Origin of the sequence: Marinobacter halophilus, from assembly GCF_003007685.1 — a bacterium.
GTDB lineage: Bacteria > Pseudomonadota > Gammaproteobacteria > Pseudomonadales > Oleiphilaceae > Marinobacter > Marinobacter halophilus.
On the sequence record NZ_PXNN01000017.1, the window covers coordinates 333,422 to 351,729 of the forward strand.

Genomic DNA, 18,308 nt, shown 5'->3' on the forward strand with positions numbered 1-18,308 from the left:
TCATTTTGAGAGTAGATTAAATTGACACATCTGTAACCTGCACCTGTTACATTCAAATGACGAACAGAGCAACGAACTCATTCACCGATGTGCCTTCCAGCGTTTTCTGGTCTGTGCAGAGCTCAAAAATCTGATCGCAACGTTGGCCCGGGAACCGGGTGGCAAGATTGTTACGGAATTTGTCTTCCAACAGCGGGATCCCCTCTTTTCTGCGGCGCCGGTGCCCGATGGGGTACTCAACGGCGACTTTGTTTGTACTGCTACCATCTTTGAAGAACACCTGGATGGCATTGGCAATAGAGCGCTTGTCTTCCTCCAGATATTCGCGGGTGTAGCTTTCATCCTCCACCACGTCCATTTTTTCACGGATCCTGTCGATGATCGGGTTGGCTTGGTGGAAGCTGTCTTCATAGTGCTCAGCCGTCAGGTTGCCGAAAATCAACGGTACGGCCACCATGTATTGCAGGCAGTGGTCCCTGTCCGCGGCGTTGGCCAGCTTGCCCTGTTTGGAGATGATACGGATGGCGGACTCATGGGTGGTGATGACAATGCGATCAATTTCGTCGAGCCGATCTTTGATCAGCGGGTGCAGGGTTACCGCCGCTTCCGCCGCGGTCTGGGCATGAAACTCCGCCGGGAAGGAGATTTTAAACAGAGTGTTTTCAATCACGTAGGAGCCGAATGCCTGTGGTAAAGAAAACTGACGCTTCCCCTCCGGCTTGAGTTTCTGGTCTTTATTGGTTTTGCTGAACAGCACGTCGTAAAAGCCCCACTGGGGCGCTGTCAGCGCGCTCGGAACGCCCATTTCCCCTCTCATGGCGATATCTGCCAGGCGTACGGCGCGAGATGTTGCATCGCCAGCAGCCCAGGACTTGCGTGAGCCTGCGTTAGGCGCGTGGCGGTAGGTGCGTAAAGACTGGCCATCTACCCAGGCGTGAGACAAGGCCGACAAAAGTTGCTCGCGATTGGCTCCCATCAGTTTTGCGGTAACCGCTGTGGATGCCACCTTGACCAGCACCACATGGTCCAACCCAACCCGGTTAAAAGAGTTTTCCAGTGCCAGCACACCCTGGATTTCATGGGCCATGATCATGGCTTCCAGCACATCTTTCATGGTCAGCGGCGCCTTACCATCCGCGAGTCGCTTTTGGGACAGATGGTCAGCCACCGCCAAAATGCCTCCCAGGTTGTCGGACGGATGGCCCCACTCTGCAGCCAACCAAGTGTCGTTGTAGTCCAGCCAGCGGATGATGCAGCCGATGTCCCAAGCGGCTTTTACCGGGTCCAGGCGGAATGAGGTACCAGGAACACGGGCGCCGTGGGGCACGACTGTGCCTTCAACGATCGGGCCCAGGTGCTTTGTGCATTCCGGAAATCGCAGGGCCAGCAGGCCGCAGCCTAAGGTATCCATCAGGCAATTGCGGGCCGTGCTCCAGGCTTCTTTGTTTTTAATTCGATAGCTTAGAGTGTAATCGGCAATTGTTTGAATGAGATCGTCGTAGTCGGGGCGTTCATTGAGATCGAATGTTGCAGACATCGAACGGTTCTCCTTAGTCCCGTGCCAAACAATATGTATGGACACAAATCAATGCTATCGCATTTATATATATGTCGGAAATACTTACATCAAAAAACAATGCGTTAAATAGCAAACCTATACTTTTCATGAGCTTAAATAATGATACTGTGAATGAAAACCACTTCATTACTTTCGCTGACAACTTATAACAAAAAAAGTTTAAAATATTTTTAATAAAATTCGGCGATTACATTCCTCTTATTTCACTTCAACTGTTTGTTTGTAATTCAGATCTTTAGCATGAACCGTTTTCAAAGCCGTAATGCCACAATATAGTTTTGCCAGTCTCATCTCCCTTATACTCGTTCCGCTAACGAAGAACAGTCTGTTAGCGAACATCAATCAATCATTTATATAAGTCGGCGATCGACCGTGAAATCAACATTGAACAGCACCTGTATCGAATCTGCAATTGCCGAGTGGGTCACCATCCTGGGTGAACCGGGAGTCGTGGCGGCTAGCGCAGAAGATTTTGGCGCCTCGACAATAGGAGCCCGGCGCTCTATACCGGCGGTGCTCCGCCCGGAAAACCAGGAACAGGTATCAGCGATTCTGCAGGTTGCGCAACGTTGGCAGGTCGCCATATACCCCGTAAGCACGGGTAATAACTGGGGCTACGGCAGTGCCAATCCGGTGGAAGACGGCTGCGTTATTCTTGATCTCAGCCGGCTTGACCGCATCAGAGATTTTGATCCCGAATTGGGAGTTGTCACCGTTGAACCCGGCGTCACCCAAGGCGCTCTGAGACACTTCCTTGATAACCATGAGGGCAATTACCTCGTTCCTGTGACCGGCGCGGGCCCCACCTGCAGCATTCTTGGAAACGCGCTTGAGCGAGGTTACGGCATAACGCCGATTACTGACCATTTTTCGGCGGTGACAAAAATAGAAGCGATTCTGCCCGACGGCTCCGTTTACCGGACACCACTTAGCGAACTTGGCGGTGAGGAAGTCGACGGGCTGTTCAAATGGGGTATTGGCCCCTATCTCGATGGGCTTTTCAGCCAGGGGAATTTCGGCGTGGTTGTGAGCATTACCATCGCGCTTGCACCAGTTCCCGACACCGTGACTGCCTTTTTCTTTTCCACAAAAGACGACGCCAGACTGGAAGCCCTGGTGCCTGCGGTCAGGGCTGTGTTGCGGACACTCGGCGGCCCGGTTGTGGCGATTAACCTGCTCAACAATCAGCGCATGCTCTCAATGATGACGCCCTTTCCCGAAGACAAGGCTGTAGACGGCGTGCTACCGGCTCACGAGGTTGAACGTCTTGCCAACAGCCATGGCGTTCCGGCCTGGAGTGGGGTTGGCGCAATTTACGCTTCAAAGGAAGTCGCCCAAGCGGCCAGGCGCACACTGCGGCGGCTTCTCGGCCCGGTCACCGACCGTCTTGTCTTTATCAATCGGCGAAGAATCAATACAGCCCGAACTATTGCGCGTGTTCTGCCTGGCAGATTCGCGACGAAGGTCTTGGGGATGGCGGATACGCTTTCCGGCGCGCTGGATATCATGCATGGCACCCCGAATGATGTCGCGTTGGCGCTGGCCTACTGGCGCTCAGGCACCCTGCCCGCAGCCGGACAACCGAAAAACCCCGCACGAGACGGCTGTGGACTGATCTGGTTCGCGCCGCTGGTTCCGATACGGGGAAAAGACGTACGCCGCTATATCAATATGATCGAGCGGATTTGCCCGCAGTACGGCGTCAATCCACTTATTACCCTTACGACGATAAACGATCGCTGCTTCGACTCCACCGTTCCTCTGCTCTTTGATCGCAGAGACACCGATGCGACAGCGCGGGCCAACGACTGTTATCGCGCACTGTGCGACGCAGGGCGAAAAGAGGGCTTTCTGCCTTACCGCCTGAACGTCGACGCAATGGGCATTCTGAACAGCGGCGACTCTGCTTTTACAAGACTGGCCAGTCAATTAAAAGCAGCGGTCGATCCTAATTATATCCTGGCGCCGGGACGTTACGTGCCCAGGATTGAGCGTTACGAGGCCTGACGAGCTGTAACCTCGATACACCCGTAGTACGCCGTCAAATGGATTCAGTACGGCGCTTTTTCTCACTGCGACTATCGCTATATCAGCTTCCTGAACGGGAAAATGAGGGCCTAAAAAATGAACACAGGGTTTGCACTTCAGGACAAGACAGAACACGGAAATAGCCAGCCAATTCACGAAGACGTCAGCATCATTTTTAACTCGGTGTTCAATGTCGAGTTAGCGACATCACCAGAGGCGATTAACGAGGTCTTTGAGGTTCGGTATCAAGTGTATTGCATCGACCGGCCTTTCGAAGACCCGGATTGCTTCGTTGATAAACGCGAGCACGATGCGTTCGACCCGCGATCCGCCCACGCTCTGATTCGACACCGAATAACGAGAGACAGCGTCGCTGCTGTTCGTCTCGTTATGGCGGGCGATCACCCTGAGCAGGCCGAGTTTCCCATGGAAGGCCCCTGCATACATCGAATGGATCAACGGGCACAGAGCGCATTTGCAGCTGCACGCCGCGAGCAGGTGGCGGAAATATCCCGGATGGCAGTCAGCCGGGAGTTCCGGCGACGTCTCAACGAGGACCAATCGTCTTCTGGTTCCAGTGACTTTGTCTGCTACAGCGACTCGGAAAATGGCAAACGCGCCATGCCCTACATTAGCCTGGGACTGTTCTCCGCTATTCTCCAGATGTCAGTCAGACACGGCATAACCCACTGGATGGCGGTCATGGAGCCTGCACAGCTGCGCCTGTTAAAGCGGTTTGGTGTGGAATTTGATCATGTCGGGCCCGTGATGGAGTATCACGGTCGTCGCCGCCCTGCTTTCACCGAGGCTGCGTCACTGATTGAAGGCATAAGAAAGCGTCGTCCGGATGTCTGGTCGCTGATTACGGACGCTGGGCGATACTTGCCGGCGAAACCGGATATCGGCTACGAGGTAAACGAAAGAGAAGTTGCCTGAGCCCAAAGCAAGGTCATTATGAAAACAAAGAAGCCTCCGCCGTTTGGCGGAGGCTTCTTCAATACGCATCAAAGATTAGACGTTATAACTGAACTAACGTTATGCCTTCGCTGCTTTTTTCCTGCGTGACAGGCCAAGTCCGGCAAGCCCCATGCCCAGAAGTGCCAGAGTGCCGGGTTCAGGCACTTCTACAGCGTTGATGCTAAAGCGGGTTTTAAACTCACTAGACTTATTCTCTGCTGTAACGAGACCAACACATCCGTTTACAGCCCCGGCTAACCCACAAGCCTCGTTACTCAGGAGACCAAGGCCCTCCAACTCAAGGAACACCGTGTAGCTGTAATCATCAATGATGAAGGCATCTGAAACGAGCCGGTAGACTCCACCACCAAGATCCGTAAAACCGATATCATCGATGTTGCCAATGGTGAAAATGTCATCGCATTTTGGCACTGATGATTCCGGGAAACACACCCCTGCATCCAGCGTTTCATCGAAGAAGGACGAAATGGTACGGCTTACTGTTTGCTCTGCGTCGCCGGTTGGAGCAATCTGGTATAGGGTCAGTGAAGACTTCAGGTCGAAACTTTCGAGCGCAGCGCCTGACGCGGGCTGAGTAAAGTTGTTATGGGTAAAAACCCCACCATCAACAATATTGACGTTAGTAAAAAGACCGCCTCCTGCACTATTCACATCTGTAATAGTGAGGGATGACTTGTTGCTACTAAGGCCCCACTCCAAGGTGCGGGCGTCAGGCTGTTGAAGGGTGGGTATTTCCCCAAAGGTTTCTTGCGCATTGCTAAACTCGCTGGTGACATCAAAGCCCCATTCGGTAATCATCGCCGCGCTGGCAGATGACACGCCGAGTGCAAAAGGTACAACAAGAGAAGCTAAAAGTGTTTTTTTGAATGCAGTGTTCATAGTGTATTCCTCCTTGATTATGGACGCTGGCCTCTTGAATCCAAGTAAAACACGTCAGCGGTAATCAACTATGCTGCACCATCCGTACCAAATATATAAAATTATTATTTTTCAACAGACTAAAACGCATTTAAAATTTCCCCATAAGTTCAAGTGTAAGCAATATCGACATTGGAATTTAAAAAATACATCGCCTTATACGCTATATGTTTTTTTACGATGTATTTAAATACAAAAACAATAAAATACATTTAACCTTTTCCACTTAGACTTTTTCAGGAATTAAAAACCACATGCTATTTGAATCAAAGACAGGAGATCGACTTTAAGATACGTAAAATATGCTGACAGGGAGAGGTAATGCTGAAACGACTACCGAACGCGCTTCGCCCCCTTTATAAGAAATAGGACTTGGCGAAGCACTTTAAAGACTAAAATTCCCATACTAACGGAATCAATCCAATAGCCACACTACCCACCAGCAAGCTCAGGGGTGCGCCTATGCGCACGTAATCGGTGAAGCGGTAGCGGCCGGGGCCGTAGACCATCAGGTTGGTCTGATAGCCAAGTGGCGTAATGAAGGAGGCAGAAGCAGCAAACATCACCGCAATAGCAAACGGCAAAAAGTTCACCCCCAGCTGTTCAGACACAGCCAAAGCAATCGGGAACATCAAGACCGCCGCCGCGTTATTGGTAATCACCTCAGTAAACACGGCCGTCAATACATACACCATCGCCAAAGCCAGCCAGGGTGTTAATGGTCCCAAACCCAACAAACCACCCGACACCCATTGCGCAGCGCCAGTTTCTGTCATGGCATTGCCTAGCGCAAACGACGAAGCAATCACCACCAGCACCGGCAAGTCCACACTGCGGCGGGCGCGGCTGGCGGTGAGACAGCCAGAAACAATCATCGCGCCAGAGGCCAGAAAGGCCGCTTCCAGGATCGACAGCAGGCCGGAGGCACTCATCAGCACCATCACTGCCAGAATCGCCAGGGCCCGCGGCGCCTTGCGGAAATCTGGCGGCGTCGAATCGTTGAGCGCACTGACCAACAAAAAGTCCCGCCGAAACCGGTACTGCTCAACAAACTGGTGGCTGGCTTCGAGCAGAAGGGTGTCACCCATGCGGAAGGTAATGTCACCGAGTTTGCCCGGCACCCGCTTACCCTCACGTGAGACCGACAAAATCACCGCATTAAAGCGGGTGCGAAAGCGGCTGTCCCGGATGGTTTTATTCAACGCGGGGAATTCCGGGCCCAGAACCACTTCAACCAGACAGCGCTGATGGTTCTCCACTTCAAGTTTATGCACACTGCCATTGGCCGGTTTCAACCCCTGAATGCGGCGTAGCTCACTGGCACATTCCGGCGCGCCGACAAAGTAGAGTTTGTCACCAGCCTGCAACGTGCGGTCCGGCTCTACCGCCGTAATCAGGCGGCCGTCACGATCAATCTCGGTCAGATAGCCGTAGGTCAACGCGCGTAGTCCGGCCTGGGCAATGGTTTTGCCCACCAAAGGGCCGGAGCTCTCCACTTCTACCTCTACGCCGTATTCCCGAACCAGATCCAACTCTTCACTCAAGCTGCCACGGTCGGGCAGCAGCCGATGGCCAAGCAAAACCAGAAATGCACCGCCAATCACTAACAGTGGAACGCCTACCCAGGCCAATTCAAACAGCCCAAGATTAATACCCAGCCGGCTTTGGAGCATTCCATCCACCACCAGGTTGGTGCTGGTGCCAATCAGCGTGCAGGTACCGCCCAGAATGGCGGCGTAACTCAGTGGCAAAAGTAGCTTAGAGGCTGGAATGCCCAAACGTTGCGCCCACCCCTGAATGGCGGGAATGAACATGGCCACCACGGCTGTGTTATTCATAAAGCCACTTAACACACCGGTCGGCACAATCATCCGCAGCTGCGCGCCTTGCTGAGTCTTTGGATGGCCCAACAGCAACCGGGCTATCCACTGCACCGCCCCGGTTTCTTTCAGCCCGGCAGCCACTACGTAGAGTGTGGCGATAGTAATCACCCCGGGGTTTGCAAAGCCCGACAGCGCATCCACCGGCCCTAGCACGCCAAACACCAATAACAACGCCAGCGCCGCCATCAGCACCAGATCCGCGGAAATCCGCGTCATCGCCAAAGTGCCCAGCACCCCGGCCAGCGTCATCAGGGTAAAAACAGCCTGCCATTCCATGCGTTCAACAACTCCAAATTGGGGTCAGACCCCAAGACATTTCGAGGTATCAAATGTCCGGGGGTCTGACCCCATTATTTGCTTGCGATCAGTTTACGGTCTATCAAGTAGGCGATCAGGGAGTCAATGCACTCCTCCACCGTGTTCTGGGAGGTATCCAGACGGATCTCGGGGTGGGAGGGAACTTCGTAGGGTGAGTCTATGCCGGTGAAGTGTTTGATTTCGCCGGCGCGGGCTTTTTTGTAGAGGCCTTTGGGGTCTCGGGATTCACAGGTTTCCAGGGGGGCGTCCATAAACACTTCTATGAATTCACCGGCCGGGAACAGCTTGCGAACCATGCGCCGGTCGCTGGTAAACGGCGATATGAAGGCGCTCATTACGATGAGACCGGCGTCGGCGAACAGTTTGCACACTTCGCCTACCCGGCGGATGTTTTCTACCCGGTCGTTGTCAGAAAAACCCAGGTCGTTACAAAGGCCGTGGCGCACGTTGTCGCCGTCCAGCAGGAAGGTGTGGTAGCCCCGCTCGTGCAGGGCGACGTCCAGGGCGTTGGCGATGGTGGATTTGCCGCTGCCGCTCAGGCCAGTGAACCAGAGTAAGCAGGGCTTCTGGTTTTTGTTGCTGGAGCGCTCAGCGCGGGTGATTTTGTGGTCGTGCCAGACGATGTTGTTCAACTTCGGATTCCTTTAACTTTGGTGTTTGCCGCTGGCAGAAGGGTGGGGTCTGACCCCAAGGGGTCAGACCCCTTTGTAGCCTGTTAGATTGTTTTACAGCCCCACTCCGGATAATTTTCGCGGATAAACTTGTTTAAATTCCGCTCTGCCTCGGAGTACTCCCGCCCAGGCAGCTCCCCAGAATCATCCAAAGAGCGCGCCACCATTCCCGCCGCCACGGTTACGTTGGTCAGGCGGTCAATCAGAATAAACGCCCCCGTTCCGGGGTGGCTCTGGTAGCTTTCCAAAACCACGGCTTCCGACAACTCCACATCGCACAGGCCAATGGCATTCAGCTCCAGGCCGCTGGCGGTCTGGGTGGTGCGCTCCAGGCTGTTGACGTCGATTTCTTCCAGCACCTGGTTCACAAAGCAGCTGGTCACCTTGGTGCCCATTTTGATGCCGTATTCCCGGCCCGGCACCAATGGCTTTTCGCTCATCCACACCAGATGGGCGGCGAAACGCTGGCCCATCTCGGGCTGCTGGTTGGCGTGCACCAGCAAATCACCCCGGGACACATCGATTTCGTCTTCCAGGGTGATGGTGACCGCATCCCCCGGCCAGGCGCGGTCGATTTCGCCCTCGTAGGTGTGAATGCCCTTCACTTTCGACACCTTGCCCGACGGCATCGCCGCCAGTTCGTCGCCCTTGTGCACCACACCGCTGGCCACGGTGCCGCAATAACCGCGGAAATCCAGATTCGGACGATTCACATACTGCACCGGGAAGCGCAAGTCGGTGACGTTCTGGTCGTCCCGCAGCTCCACCTGCTCCAGAATGGTCATCAAGGTTTCGCCGTGGTACCAGGGCATGCTTTCGCTGCGGTTGACCACGTTATCGCCGTTCAGGGCCGAGATGGGCACGTAATACACATCCTTCAGCCCCAGCTGCGCCGCCAGCTTTTCGTATTCCGTGCGAATCTCGTTGAAGCGCGCTTCACTGAATTCCACCAGATCCATCTTGTTGATGGCCACCACGATGTGCTTCAGGCCCAGCAGGCTGACAATAAAGCTGTGCCGGCGGGATTGGGTGAGCACGCCTTTACGGGCGTCGATCATCACCACCGCCAGGTCACAGGTCGAAGCCCCGGTGGCCATGTTGCGGGTGTACTGCTCGTGGCCCGGGCAGTCAGCGATGATGAATTTGCGCTTGTCGGTGCTGAAGTAACGATAAGCCACATCAATCGTAATGCCCTGCTCCCGCTCGGAAGCCAGGCCGTCGACCAGCAACGCCAGATCCAACGACTCACCGGCGTTGCCCTGGCGCTCGTTGTCCTTGTGCAGGGTCGCCAGATGGTCTTCAAAAATCAGCTTGGAGTCGAACAGCAGCCGGCCAATCAGGGTCGATTTGCCGTCGTCGACGCTGCCGCAGGTCAGAAAGCGCAGCAGGTCTTTGTTCTCGTGCTGGTCCAGATACGCGAGGATATCGTCTTCAATCAAAACCGATGCGTGTGACATTAAAAATACCCCTCACGTTTTTTCTGTTCCATAGACGCCGCGCCATCGTGGTCAATCACCCGGCCCTGGCGCTCAGAGGTCTTGGTGAGCAGCATTTCCTGGATAATCTCCGGCAGCGTGGTCGCGGTCGATTCCACCGCGCCGGTCAGCGGATAGCAACCCAGGGTTCGAAAACGCACCATTTTCAGTTCCGGCGTCTCTCCCGGCTCCATCGGCATACGGTCGTCGTCTACCATAATCAGCGTACCGTCGCGCTCCACCACCGGGCGCTCGGCGGCGTAGTACAGCGGCACGATGTCGATGTTTTCCAGATAGATGTATTGCCAGATATCCAGCTCGGTCCAGTTAGACAGCGGGAACACGCGAATACTCTCGCCCTTGTTGACCTTGCCGTTATAGAGGTTCCACAACTCCGGGCGCTGGTTTTTCGGGTCCCAGCGGTGGAACTTGTCACGGAAGGAATACACCCGCTCCTTGGCCCGGGATTTTTCCTCATCCCGACGGGCACCGCCGAAGGCGGCATCAAAGCCGTACTGATCCAGCGCCTGCTTGAGCGCCTGGGTTTTCATCACATCGGTGTGTTTGGCGCTGCCGTGAGTGAACGGGCCAATGCCCTGCGCCACGCCTTCCTGATTGGTATGCACCAGTAGCTTCATGCCCACCCTTTCCGCCATCGCGTCCCGAAACGTGATCATCTCCCGGAACTTCCAGGTGGTATCTATGTGCATCAAAGGGAACGGCGGCTTGCCCGGGGCAAAGGCCTTCATGGCCAGGTGCAACATGACCGCGGAGTCTTTGCCGATGGAGTAGAGCATTACCGGGTTGTCGAACTCGGCGGCCACTTCGCGGATGATGTGGATGGATTCCGCTTCCAGCTGCTTGAGGTGGGTTTTCTTGGGAGGGGTTAACGTCATTTCTGCATCCGTTCAATGAGTCAAATTCTCAAAGGCTACAAAGGGGTCTGACCCTACGGATCAGACCCCACCCTTCTCTCGCGCCTATCGCCAATACTCCGACATCACGCCAATAAATTCTTCCAGATGCTCCGCCGGCAAATCGTTAATCCCCGCGGCGGCTTTACGCCCACCACCGCTGGGAAACCGCCGAGCCACCTCATCGGCCCCAGTACGATTATTCAAAGGCGCACGGATGCTGACCAGGTAACTGTCACCTGCCGTCTCCGTCACAATCGCACAGGCTTTGTCCGGGTGCCGGTTAGCCAGCTCATTGCCCAGCACACCACTCACCCGGCGTGCCCAAGCTTCATGTGGCAGCTTTACCACTAAGGATTTTCCGGTTTCGGCCAACACCGGCGCCGTCAGCCCATAAGCCATATCCGCTTCGTAACCATCCCTCAAATGCTGCCACGCGGCAGGTTCCGAGGCAATCAAATCCAACGGGTCTGCAAAATTCACAAACTCCCGGTACAGATCGGTCGGGTGGAAGTGCAAATCTTCCAGTTCGGAACCATAGCCGTTGTAGTTAATGCACACACCCAGCATTTTCAGCGCCTGGGTTTGCTCTGCGCTCAGGCCGGCCTTCTCAGCCAGCGCTTCACCCACTGCATTCAGGTTATCGCCAAATGCCGCGGCAATGGCCCAGTTATGAAAACGGCCAGCCAAATACTGATCCACCAACAAGCTGGTACAGGTGGTGGGCTGGGTATCAATCAACGCGGTAAAGCCCGGCGCATCCGGAAGGGTTTCCCCGGGGAAGTGGTGATCCACATAAAATACCGAACAGCCCGCGGCTAGCAGCTTATCAACTGCCGCACGGTTTTTATCAAGACTGATGTCGAGAATGTTTACGTGAGCAGGTGTCCCAAGCGGCACTTGTTGCGCGAGGGTGATGTCGCGTTTTACACCGGTTATGAGAGTGGAGTCACAAGGCTCCGCCAAGCGTAATTGGATCAGCGCGCAGATGCCATCAGCGTCGCCATTGAACACGTCGTAAATCTGTATGAGTGGGGGAATCATTCCCAACTCGCTCCTTGTCAGGTTGTGTAAGAAGAGCTTCACAAACCTTACAATTCTAAGGCTTGCCAACTGACACGCAAGTGACAAATGCTGACAGGGAGACGCGAAGGCAACTTTACAAAATCAGAGCCCCCAACCGGGAGCTCTGATTAACGTCTTTACTTGGTCCGACGTCGGAGACCGACCAGTCCGGCAAGGCCAAGACCAAACAGAGTCAGAGTGCCAGGCTCAGGCACACTGGTAACGGGATCGTCAGGAATGTCGACGTTCTCCAGCGTTTCGCCCATGACGTAGGAGTAGCTCAGTTTTACCAGCTCACCCTGGAACAGGTCGCCGATGTTGAAAGCCAGACCGATAACGTTGTCGCCGTTACCGTCATTCCAGCCAGCCAGATAGGTATCGGGATCGTTGCTCCAGGAAGAAGTAATGCCCGTGTTGTGCTCGATCGCGGAATTTGTATACAAGCCCAGCGTCAGGCCGGTTTGTGCGCCCTGCGAGTTAACGAAATCCTCTTCCGCAATGCCTGCGCCGCCCCGGGTATTGATGGTATCGAAGCTTCCAAAGGTATTTACGTCTGGATCCGGGTCAATCGCGCGCAGAAATTTCAGACCGGTAAGATCGGTCAGCGCTTCGATAGACGTCAGGATATCAATGCGTTCGTAGGAGTCGTTGAAGATATATTCGTGGGTGATATTGAACAGACCGCCGTAGGTGCCGCCCCAGAGCACGTGGTTATCGAACGCAGAACCCGCGCTGAGATCGCTCAGGCCACTGGTTGCCATGATGCTGGACGATCCCACATTGCTATTGTTGTTGCTCACATTACCGAATTGATCGGCTTTAACACCGAACATTTCCCAAGGGCTGCCCGGCGTCAGGTAATCTTCCAGGCCCCAGGTTCTGGTGCCGCTGGGGTCGTGCAGGAGGCCCGGAGAGGTTGTGCCGCCGAAACCCAGAGTGCCGTCATCGCTGATGGCCGTGCGAACGAAGTCACCTTCCATGATGATCGGTGCTGCCATGGCCGGGGCTGAGATGGCAACCGCCAACGCGGCACAACCTGCCCACAAAGCCGGCTTTCGCAGTGATCCTGATGTGTTATTCAATGTCTAATCTCCCTTTAGATAGTAATTATCTCACTTGGCCTGGTTTCTTGACCAAGTCGAGCAAAAAGCAAATTGCTATCCAATTATATTTATAGTTATAAATATCAGGGAGATAACGAAGAACAATGGATTGAAAACATGGAGCGTCTCAGGATAGTGTAAAGCCATTCGACGCTCCTGTTTTGGTCAGGCCGGGTTAGAAACAATCCCCGGGCACCCTCACCCAACCTTCCATAATAATCCTCGCACTTCGGCTCATGATGGCTTTGGTGGCTGTCCACTGGCCTTGCACTTCTTTGGCTTCCGCGCCAACGCGCAGCGTTCCGGAGGGATGGCCGAAGGTGACTTCAGTACGGTCTCCGCCGCCGACAGCCAGGTTTACCAGGGTTCCGGGAATGGCAGAGGCCGTGGCGATGGCAACAGCGGCGGTACCCATCATAGCGTGGTGCAGCTTGCCCATGGACAGCGCGCGCACCAGTACGTCGATATCGGCTGCATTGATTTGTTTGCCACTGGATGACACGTAACCCACCGGCTTGGCCACAAACGCCACTTTCGGGGTGTGCTGGCGACTGGCGGCTTCGCTCAGATCCTTGATCAGTCCCATTTTCACGGCACCGTGCGCGCGGATGGTTTCGAACATGGCCAGCGCTTTGGGGTCGCTGTTGATGTCGTTCTGCAGTTCGGTGCCTTGATACCCGATGTCTTCGGCGTTGATGAAGATGGTGGGAATGCCGGCATTGATCATGGTGGCTTTCAGGGTGCCTACACCCGGCACTTCCAGGTCGTCGACCAGATTGCCGGTCGGGAACATAGAGCCTTCACCGTCGGCGGGGTCCATGAATTCGACCTTTACTTCGGCGGCCGGGAAGGTAACACCATCCAGTTCAAAATCGCCGGTTTCCTGCACTTCACCGTGGGTGATAGGTACGTGGGCGACGATGGTTTTCTGGATATTGGCCTGCCAGATCCGGACCACGCAGGTGCCGTTTTCGGGGACGCGGTCTTTGGCGACAAAACCACCGTTGATGGCGAAGGCACCGACGGCGGCGGTGAGGTTGCCGCAGTTGCCGCTCCAGTCCACGAAGGGCTTGTCGATGGAGACCTGGCCGAAGAGATAGTCGACGTCATGGTCTGGCTGCGTCGGTGCGGCCAGGATGACGGTTTTGCTGGTGCTGGAGGTGGCGTTGCCGAGGCCGTCGATCTGTTTTTCGTAGGGGTCTGGGCTGCCGATGACTCGTAGCAGGAGTTTGTCGCGGGCTGCGCCGGGGACCTGGCAGCGTTCTGGCAGGTCTTGCAGGCGGAAGAACGCGCCTTTGCTGGTGCCGCCACGCATGTAGGTGGCGGGGACTCTGATTTGGGGGGGGTGGTTCATCACTGCGCCTCGCTATGGAGATGGGCCGATTGAGAAGGTTGGGGTCTGACCCCAGGGGGTCAGACCCCTTGCGGGGCCGTTTGAGTTAAGCGGCGCCTTCGGCGGCCAGGAAGTCTTGGGCGAAGCGCTGGAGTACACCACCGGCGGTGTAGATTCTCAGCTCTGCGGCGGTGTCCAGGCGGCATTTGACCGGGACGTCTACGGTTTCGCCGTTTTTGCGGTTAATCACCAGGGTGAGTTCCGCGCCTGGGGCGATGTCGCCTTTAACGTCGAAGGTTTCGGTGCCGTCGATGTTGTAGGTGTGGCGGGTGTCGCCTTCGCGGAACTGCAGGGGCAGTACGCCCATGCCGACCAGGTTGGTGCGGTGGATGCGCTCAAAGCCTTCGGCAACGATGGCTTCAACACCGGCCAGGCGCACGCCTTTGGCGGCCCAGTCGCGGGAGGAACCCTGACCATAGTCGGCACCGGCCACGATGATCAGCGGCTGTTTACGTTCCATGTAGGCTTCGATGGCTTCCCACATGCGGGTGACCTGGCCTTCCGGCTCGATACGGGCCAGAGAGCCCTGCTTCACTTCGCCTTTCTCGTCCCGGACCATTTCGTTGAGCAGCTTCGGATTGGCGAAGGTCGCGCGCAGAGCGGTCAGGTGATCGCCACGGTGAGTCGCGTAGGAGTTGAAGTCTTCTTCCGGCACACCCATTTTGTGCAGGTATTCACCGGCGGCCGAGTCCATCATGATGGCGTTGGACGGCGACAGGTGGTCGGTGGTGATGTTGTCACCCAGCACCGCCAGCGGGCGCATACCGGTCATGGTGCGTTCTGCGGCCAGGGCACCTTCCCAGTAAGGCGGGCGACGAATGTAGGTAGACTTCGGGCGCCAGTCATACAGCGGGCTCTTTGCCTGCTCGACAGCATCCAGGTTGAACATGGGTATGTACACCTCCCGGAACTGCTCAGGCTTGACGCATTCACCGACGATGCGATCTATTTCTTCATCCGCCGGCCACAGGTCTTTCAAGGTGACGGGCTTGCCGTCCTTATCATAGCCCAGGGCGTCTCTTTCAATATCAAAACGCACGGTACCGGCAATGGCGTAGGCTACGACCAACGGCGGCGAGGCCAGGAAAGCCTGCTTGGCGTAAGGGTGAATCCGGCCATCAAAGTTACGGTTGCCTGACAGCACGGCCGTTGAATACAGGTCGCGATCGATGATTTCTTTCTGGATTTTCGGGTCCAGTGCGCCCGACATGCCGTTACAGGTGGTGCAGGCATAGGCCACGATGCCGAAGCCGAGCTTTTCCATTTCCGACAACAGGCCGGCTTCTTCCAGATACAGGCGGGCCACTTTGGAGCCCGGTGCGAAGGAAGATTTTACCCACGGCTTGCGAACCAGGCCGAGCTCGTTCGCTTTCTTGGCCACCAGGCCAGCCGCCACCACGTTGCGGGGGTTGGAGGTGTTGGTGCAGGAGGTAATCGCCGCAATGATCACGGCACCATCCGGCATCAGGCCTTTCTTCTCTTCTTCCAGCGCCTTGTCCAGGTTCACGGCAATGCCGCGCTCGTGCAGGTCGGCCGTGGCAACGCGGCGATGCGGATTGGACGGGCCAGCGACGTTGCGGACCACGGTCGACAGATCAAATTCCAGTACCCGTTCGTACTGGACATCAGCCATTTCGGTAGCCCAGAGGCCGGTTTCCTTGGCGAAGGTCTCAACCAGCTTGACCTGCTCCGGCTCACGGCCGGTCAGCGTCAGGTATTCGATGGTTTGCTCGTCGATGTAGAACATCGCGGCGGTGGCACCGTATTCCGGGGTCATGTTAGATATCGTAGCGCGGTCGCCGATGGTCAGGCTGGAAGCGCCTTCACCAAAGAATTCCAGGTACGCGCCTACCACCCGTTCCTTACGCAGGAATTCGGTGATGGCCAGGACGATGTCGGTGGCGGTGATGCCGGGCTGGCGCTTGCCGGTGAGCTTCACACCCACGATATCCGGCAGCCGCATCATGGACGGCTGGCCAAGCATGACGGTTTCGGCTTCGAGGCCGCCCACGCCGACGGCAATAACCCCCAGGGCATCAATGTGTGGGGTGTGGCTATCGGTGCCCACGCAGGTGTCCGGGTAGGCAATCTGGCGACCGTCTTCATCGGCACGGTTCTGGATCACCGGAGACATTTTCTCCAGGTTGATCTGGTGCATGATGCCGTTACCGGCCGGAATCACGTCGACGTTACGGAACGCGGTACGGGTCCAGTTGATGAAGTGGAACCGGTCTTCATTGCGGCGGTCTTCGATGGCGCGGTTCTTGTCGAAGGCGTCTGGGTCAAAACCTGCGGATTCGACCGACAGGGAGTGATCGACGATCAGCTGGGTCGGGACCACCGGGTTTACTTTGGCGGGGTCACCGCCCTTCTCGGCGATGGCATCGCGCAGGCCGGCCAGGTCGACCAGGGCGGTTTGGCCGAGAATGTCGTGGCAGACGACCCGGGCCGGGTACCAGGGAAAATCCAGGTCGCTTTTGCGTTCGATCAGCTGCTTGAGGGAATCGGTGAGGGATTCGGGGTCGCAGCGGCGGACCAGTTGTTCGGCCAGGATCTTGGAGGTGTACGGGAGTTTCGCGTAAGCGCCGGGCTGGATGGCTTCGATGGCCTGGCGGGTGTCGTAGTATTCCAGGCTGGTGCCTGGCAGAGGTTTTCTGTATTGGGTGTTCATGGCTCTATTCTCTCGGTCTTTGGAGATTGGCTCGGCAAGAGGGTTGGGGTCTGACCCCGAGGGGTCAGACCCCTGCGGGGATTAGAGGCTTTCCCGTGGTCAAAACTTGCCGTTAGCTGCGCTTCTCTATCGGCAGCCACTCCTGGTGTTCTGGGCCGGTGTAGTCCGCGCTGGGGCGGATGATTCTGTTGTTGGCGCGTTGTTCTTTTACGTGGGCGGTCCAGCCGGATACCCGGGACATCACGAAGATGGGGGTGAACAGCTCGGTCGGGATGCCCATGAAGTGGTAGGCGGACGCGTGGAAGAAGTCGGCGTTGCAAAACAGTTTCTTTTCGCGCCACATAACCTCTTCACAGCGCACGGAGACCGGGTACAACACGGTGTCGCCCACTTCCTGCGCCAGTTTTTCTGACCACTGCTTGATGATGCCGTTGCGCGGGTCGGAGTCTTTGTAGATGGCGTGTCCGAAGCCCATGATTTTTTCTTTGCGCTCGAGCATACCCATCAGGCCGGTTTCGGCTTCTTCCGGGGTCTGGAAGCGCTGGATCAGTTCCATGGCGGCTTCGTTGGCACCGCCGTGCAGCGGCCCACGCAGGGTACCGATGGCGCCGGTGACGCAGCTGTGGATATCAGACAACGTGGAGGCGCACACGCGGGCAGTAAAGGTGGAGGCATTGAACTCGTGCTCGGCGTACAGGATCAGCGATACGTTCATCACACGTTCGTGCAGCTCGCTTGGTTTCTTGCCGTGCAACAGCTCCAGAAACAGGCCGCCTATGGAGTCGCTCTCGCTGTCAGCGGTGTCGATGCGCACGCCTTCGTGGGCAAAGCGGTACCAGTAAGTGATGATGGCCGGAAAGGTGGCCAGCATGCGGTCGATCTTATCGTCCTGCTCGGTGAAATCGTTTTCGGTTTCCAGGTTACCCAACATGGAGCAGCCAGTGCGCATGACGTCCATCGGGTGGGCGTTGCTTGGGATCTGTTCCAGCACCAGTTTCAAGGCGTCTGGTAAGTTGCGCAGGCTTTTCAGCTTGGTTTTGTAGGCGTCCAGCTCTTGCTGGTTGGGCAGCTTGCCGCGCAGCAGCAGGTAGGCGACTTCTTCGAACTGGGCGTTGTCGGCCAGGTCGGTGACGTCGTAGCCGCGGTAGGTCAGGCCGGCGCCGGTTTTGCCAACGGTGCACAGCGCTGTTTCACCAGCTACCTGGCCGCGCAGGCCTGCTCCGCCTAGTTTCTTTGCTTCAGCCATGTTGGTCTCCCATGATTTTCTGTTTTTTTGATGTTCAAATTTTGGTGATCAATGAGGGGGTCTGAT

General features: G+C 56.1%; 13 protein-coding genes. 2 read left to right on the forward strand and 11 right to left on the reverse strand.

All coding sequences use genetic code 11. The annotated features are described in order from the left end of the window. Positions 1–52 precede the first annotated feature (52 nt). The gene (gene prpD, locus C7H08_RS15390) at positions 53–1,537 is read right to left on the reverse strand and encodes a 2-methylcitrate dehydratase (protein WP_106673119.1); all 1,485 of its coding nucleotides are present in this window, start codon (positions 1,535–1,537) and stop codon (positions 53–55) included. 414 nt (positions 1,538–1,951) lie between these two features. On the opposite strand from prpD, the gene C7H08_RS15395 reads away from it, so the two are divergent. Both C7H08_RS15395 and C7H08_RS15400 read left to right on the forward strand, forming a co-directional pair. Then, a complete protein-coding gene (locus C7H08_RS15395) occupies positions 1,952–3,586 on the forward strand; it encodes an FAD-binding oxidoreductase (RefSeq protein ID WP_227663298.1) in 1,635 nt (544 codons plus the stop codon). 117 nt (positions 3,587–3,703) lie between these two features. Beyond that, positions 3,704–4,543 carry a PEP-CTERM/exosortase system-associated acyltransferase gene (locus tag C7H08_RS15400; protein WP_106673121.1) on the forward strand — a complete coding sequence of 280 codons (840 nt, stop codon included), beginning with the start codon at positions 3,704–3,706 and terminating at the stop codon, positions 4,541–4,543. Positions 4,544–4,642: 99 nt separating this feature from the next. On the opposite strand, the gene C7H08_RS15405 is transcribed toward C7H08_RS15400, so the two are convergent. The 10 genes from C7H08_RS15405 to prpC all read right to left on the reverse strand — a co-directional run bounded on the left by C7H08_RS15405 (position 4,643) and on the right by prpC (position 18,242). Further along, a complete protein-coding gene (locus C7H08_RS15405; protein ID WP_106673122.1) occupies positions 4,643–5,464 on the reverse strand; it encodes a THxN family PEP-CTERM protein in 822 nt (273 codons plus the stop codon). 431 nt (positions 5,465–5,895) lie between these two features. Further along, on the reverse strand, positions 5,896–7,662 hold the full coding sequence (locus C7H08_RS15410; RefSeq protein WP_106673123.1) for an SLC13 family permease: 1,767 nt from the start codon (positions 7,660–7,662) through the stop codon (positions 5,896–5,898). Positions 7,663–7,736: 74 nt separating this feature from the next. After that, positions 7,737–8,336 (reverse strand): adenylyl-sulfate kinase, encoded by a 600-nt coding sequence (gene cysC, locus C7H08_RS15415; protein WP_106673124.1) that lies wholly within the window; start codon positions 8,334–8,336, stop codon positions 7,737–7,739. An 83-nt stretch (positions 8,337–8,419) separates the two neighbouring features. After that, positions 8,420–9,832: a sulfate adenylyltransferase subunit CysN gene (gene cysN / locus C7H08_RS15420; protein WP_106673125.1), complete on the reverse strand. Its 1,413-nt coding sequence runs from the start codon at positions 9,830–9,832 to the stop codon at positions 8,420–8,422. Continuing rightward, the gene (gene cysD, locus C7H08_RS15425; RefSeq protein WP_106673126.1) at positions 9,832–10,746 is read right to left on the reverse strand and encodes a sulfate adenylyltransferase subunit CysD; all 915 of its coding nucleotides are present in this window, start codon (positions 10,744–10,746) and stop codon (positions 9,832–9,834) included. The genes cysN and cysD overlap by 1 nt, the downstream gene beginning before the upstream one ends. An 84-nt stretch (positions 10,747–10,830) precedes the next feature. Then, positions 10,831–11,808, reverse strand: coding sequence for a DHH family phosphoesterase (locus C7H08_RS15430; protein ID WP_227663299.1), 978 nt, complete (start codon positions 11,806–11,808; stop codon positions 10,831–10,833). A gap of 158 nt (positions 11,809–11,966) precedes the next feature. Then, positions 11,967–12,911: a PEP-CTERM sorting domain-containing protein gene (locus C7H08_RS15435; RefSeq protein ID WP_133169838.1), complete on the reverse strand. Its 945-nt coding sequence runs from the start codon at positions 12,909–12,911 to the stop codon at positions 11,967–11,969. Positions 12,912–13,107: 196 nt separating this feature from the next. Continuing rightward, the gene (prpF, locus tag C7H08_RS15440; RefSeq protein WP_106673128.1) at positions 13,108–14,286 is read right to left on the reverse strand and encodes a 2-methylaconitate cis-trans isomerase PrpF; all 1,179 of its coding nucleotides are present in this window, start codon (positions 14,284–14,286) and stop codon (positions 13,108–13,110) included. Positions 14,287–14,371: 85 nt separating this feature from the next. After that, complete coding sequence (acnD, locus tag C7H08_RS15445) at positions 14,372–16,996, reverse strand: Fe/S-dependent 2-methylisocitrate dehydratase AcnD (RefSeq protein ID WP_106673129.1); 2,625 nt, start codon at positions 16,994–16,996, stop codon at positions 14,372–14,374. Positions 16,997–17,108: 112 nt separating this feature from the next. Then, on the reverse strand, positions 17,109–18,242 hold the full coding sequence (gene prpC / locus C7H08_RS15450; protein WP_106673130.1) for a bifunctional 2-methylcitrate synthase/citrate synthase: 1,134 nt from the start codon (positions 18,240–18,242) through the stop codon (positions 17,109–17,111). Positions 18,243–18,308: the final 66 nt, after the last annotated feature.

Excerpts from the sequence above, each read along its gene's own strand:
- prpD (WP_106673119.1), bottom strand. The coding sequence starts at position 1,537 with ATGTCTGCAACATTCGATCTCAATGAACGCCCCGACTACGACGATCTC.
- C7H08_RS15400 (WP_106673121.1), top strand. The coding sequence starts at position 3,704 with ATGAACACAGGGTTTGCACTTCAGGACAAGACAGAACACGGAAATAGC.
- C7H08_RS15405 (WP_106673122.1), bottom strand. The coding sequence starts at position 5,464 with ATGAACACTGCATTCAAAAAAACACTTTTAGCTTCTCTTGTTGTACCT.
- C7H08_RS15410 (WP_106673123.1), bottom strand. The coding sequence starts at position 7,662 with ATGGAATGGCAGGCTGTTTTTACCCTGATGACGCTGGCCGGGGTGCTG.
- cysN (WP_106673125.1), bottom strand. The coding sequence starts at position 9,832 with ATGTCACACGCATCGGTTTTGATTGAAGACGATATCCTCGCGTATCTG.
- cysD (WP_106673126.1), bottom strand. The coding sequence starts at position 10,746 with ATGACGTTAACCCCTCCCAAGAAAACCCACCTCAAGCAGCTGGAAGCG.
- C7H08_RS15430 (WP_227663299.1), bottom strand. The coding sequence starts at position 11,808 with ATGATTCCCCCACTCATACAGATTTACGACGTGTTCAATGGCGACGCT.
- prpF (WP_106673128.1), bottom strand. The coding sequence starts at position 14,286 with ATGAACCACCCCCCCCAAATCAGAGTCCCCGCCACCTACATGCGTGGC.
- acnD (WP_106673129.1), bottom strand. The coding sequence starts at position 16,996 with ATGAACACCCAATACAGAAAACCTCTGCCAGGCACCAGCCTGGAATAC.
- prpC (WP_106673130.1), bottom strand. The coding sequence starts at position 18,242 with ATGGCTGAAGCAAAGAAACTAGGCGGAGCAGGCCTGCGCGGCCAGGTA.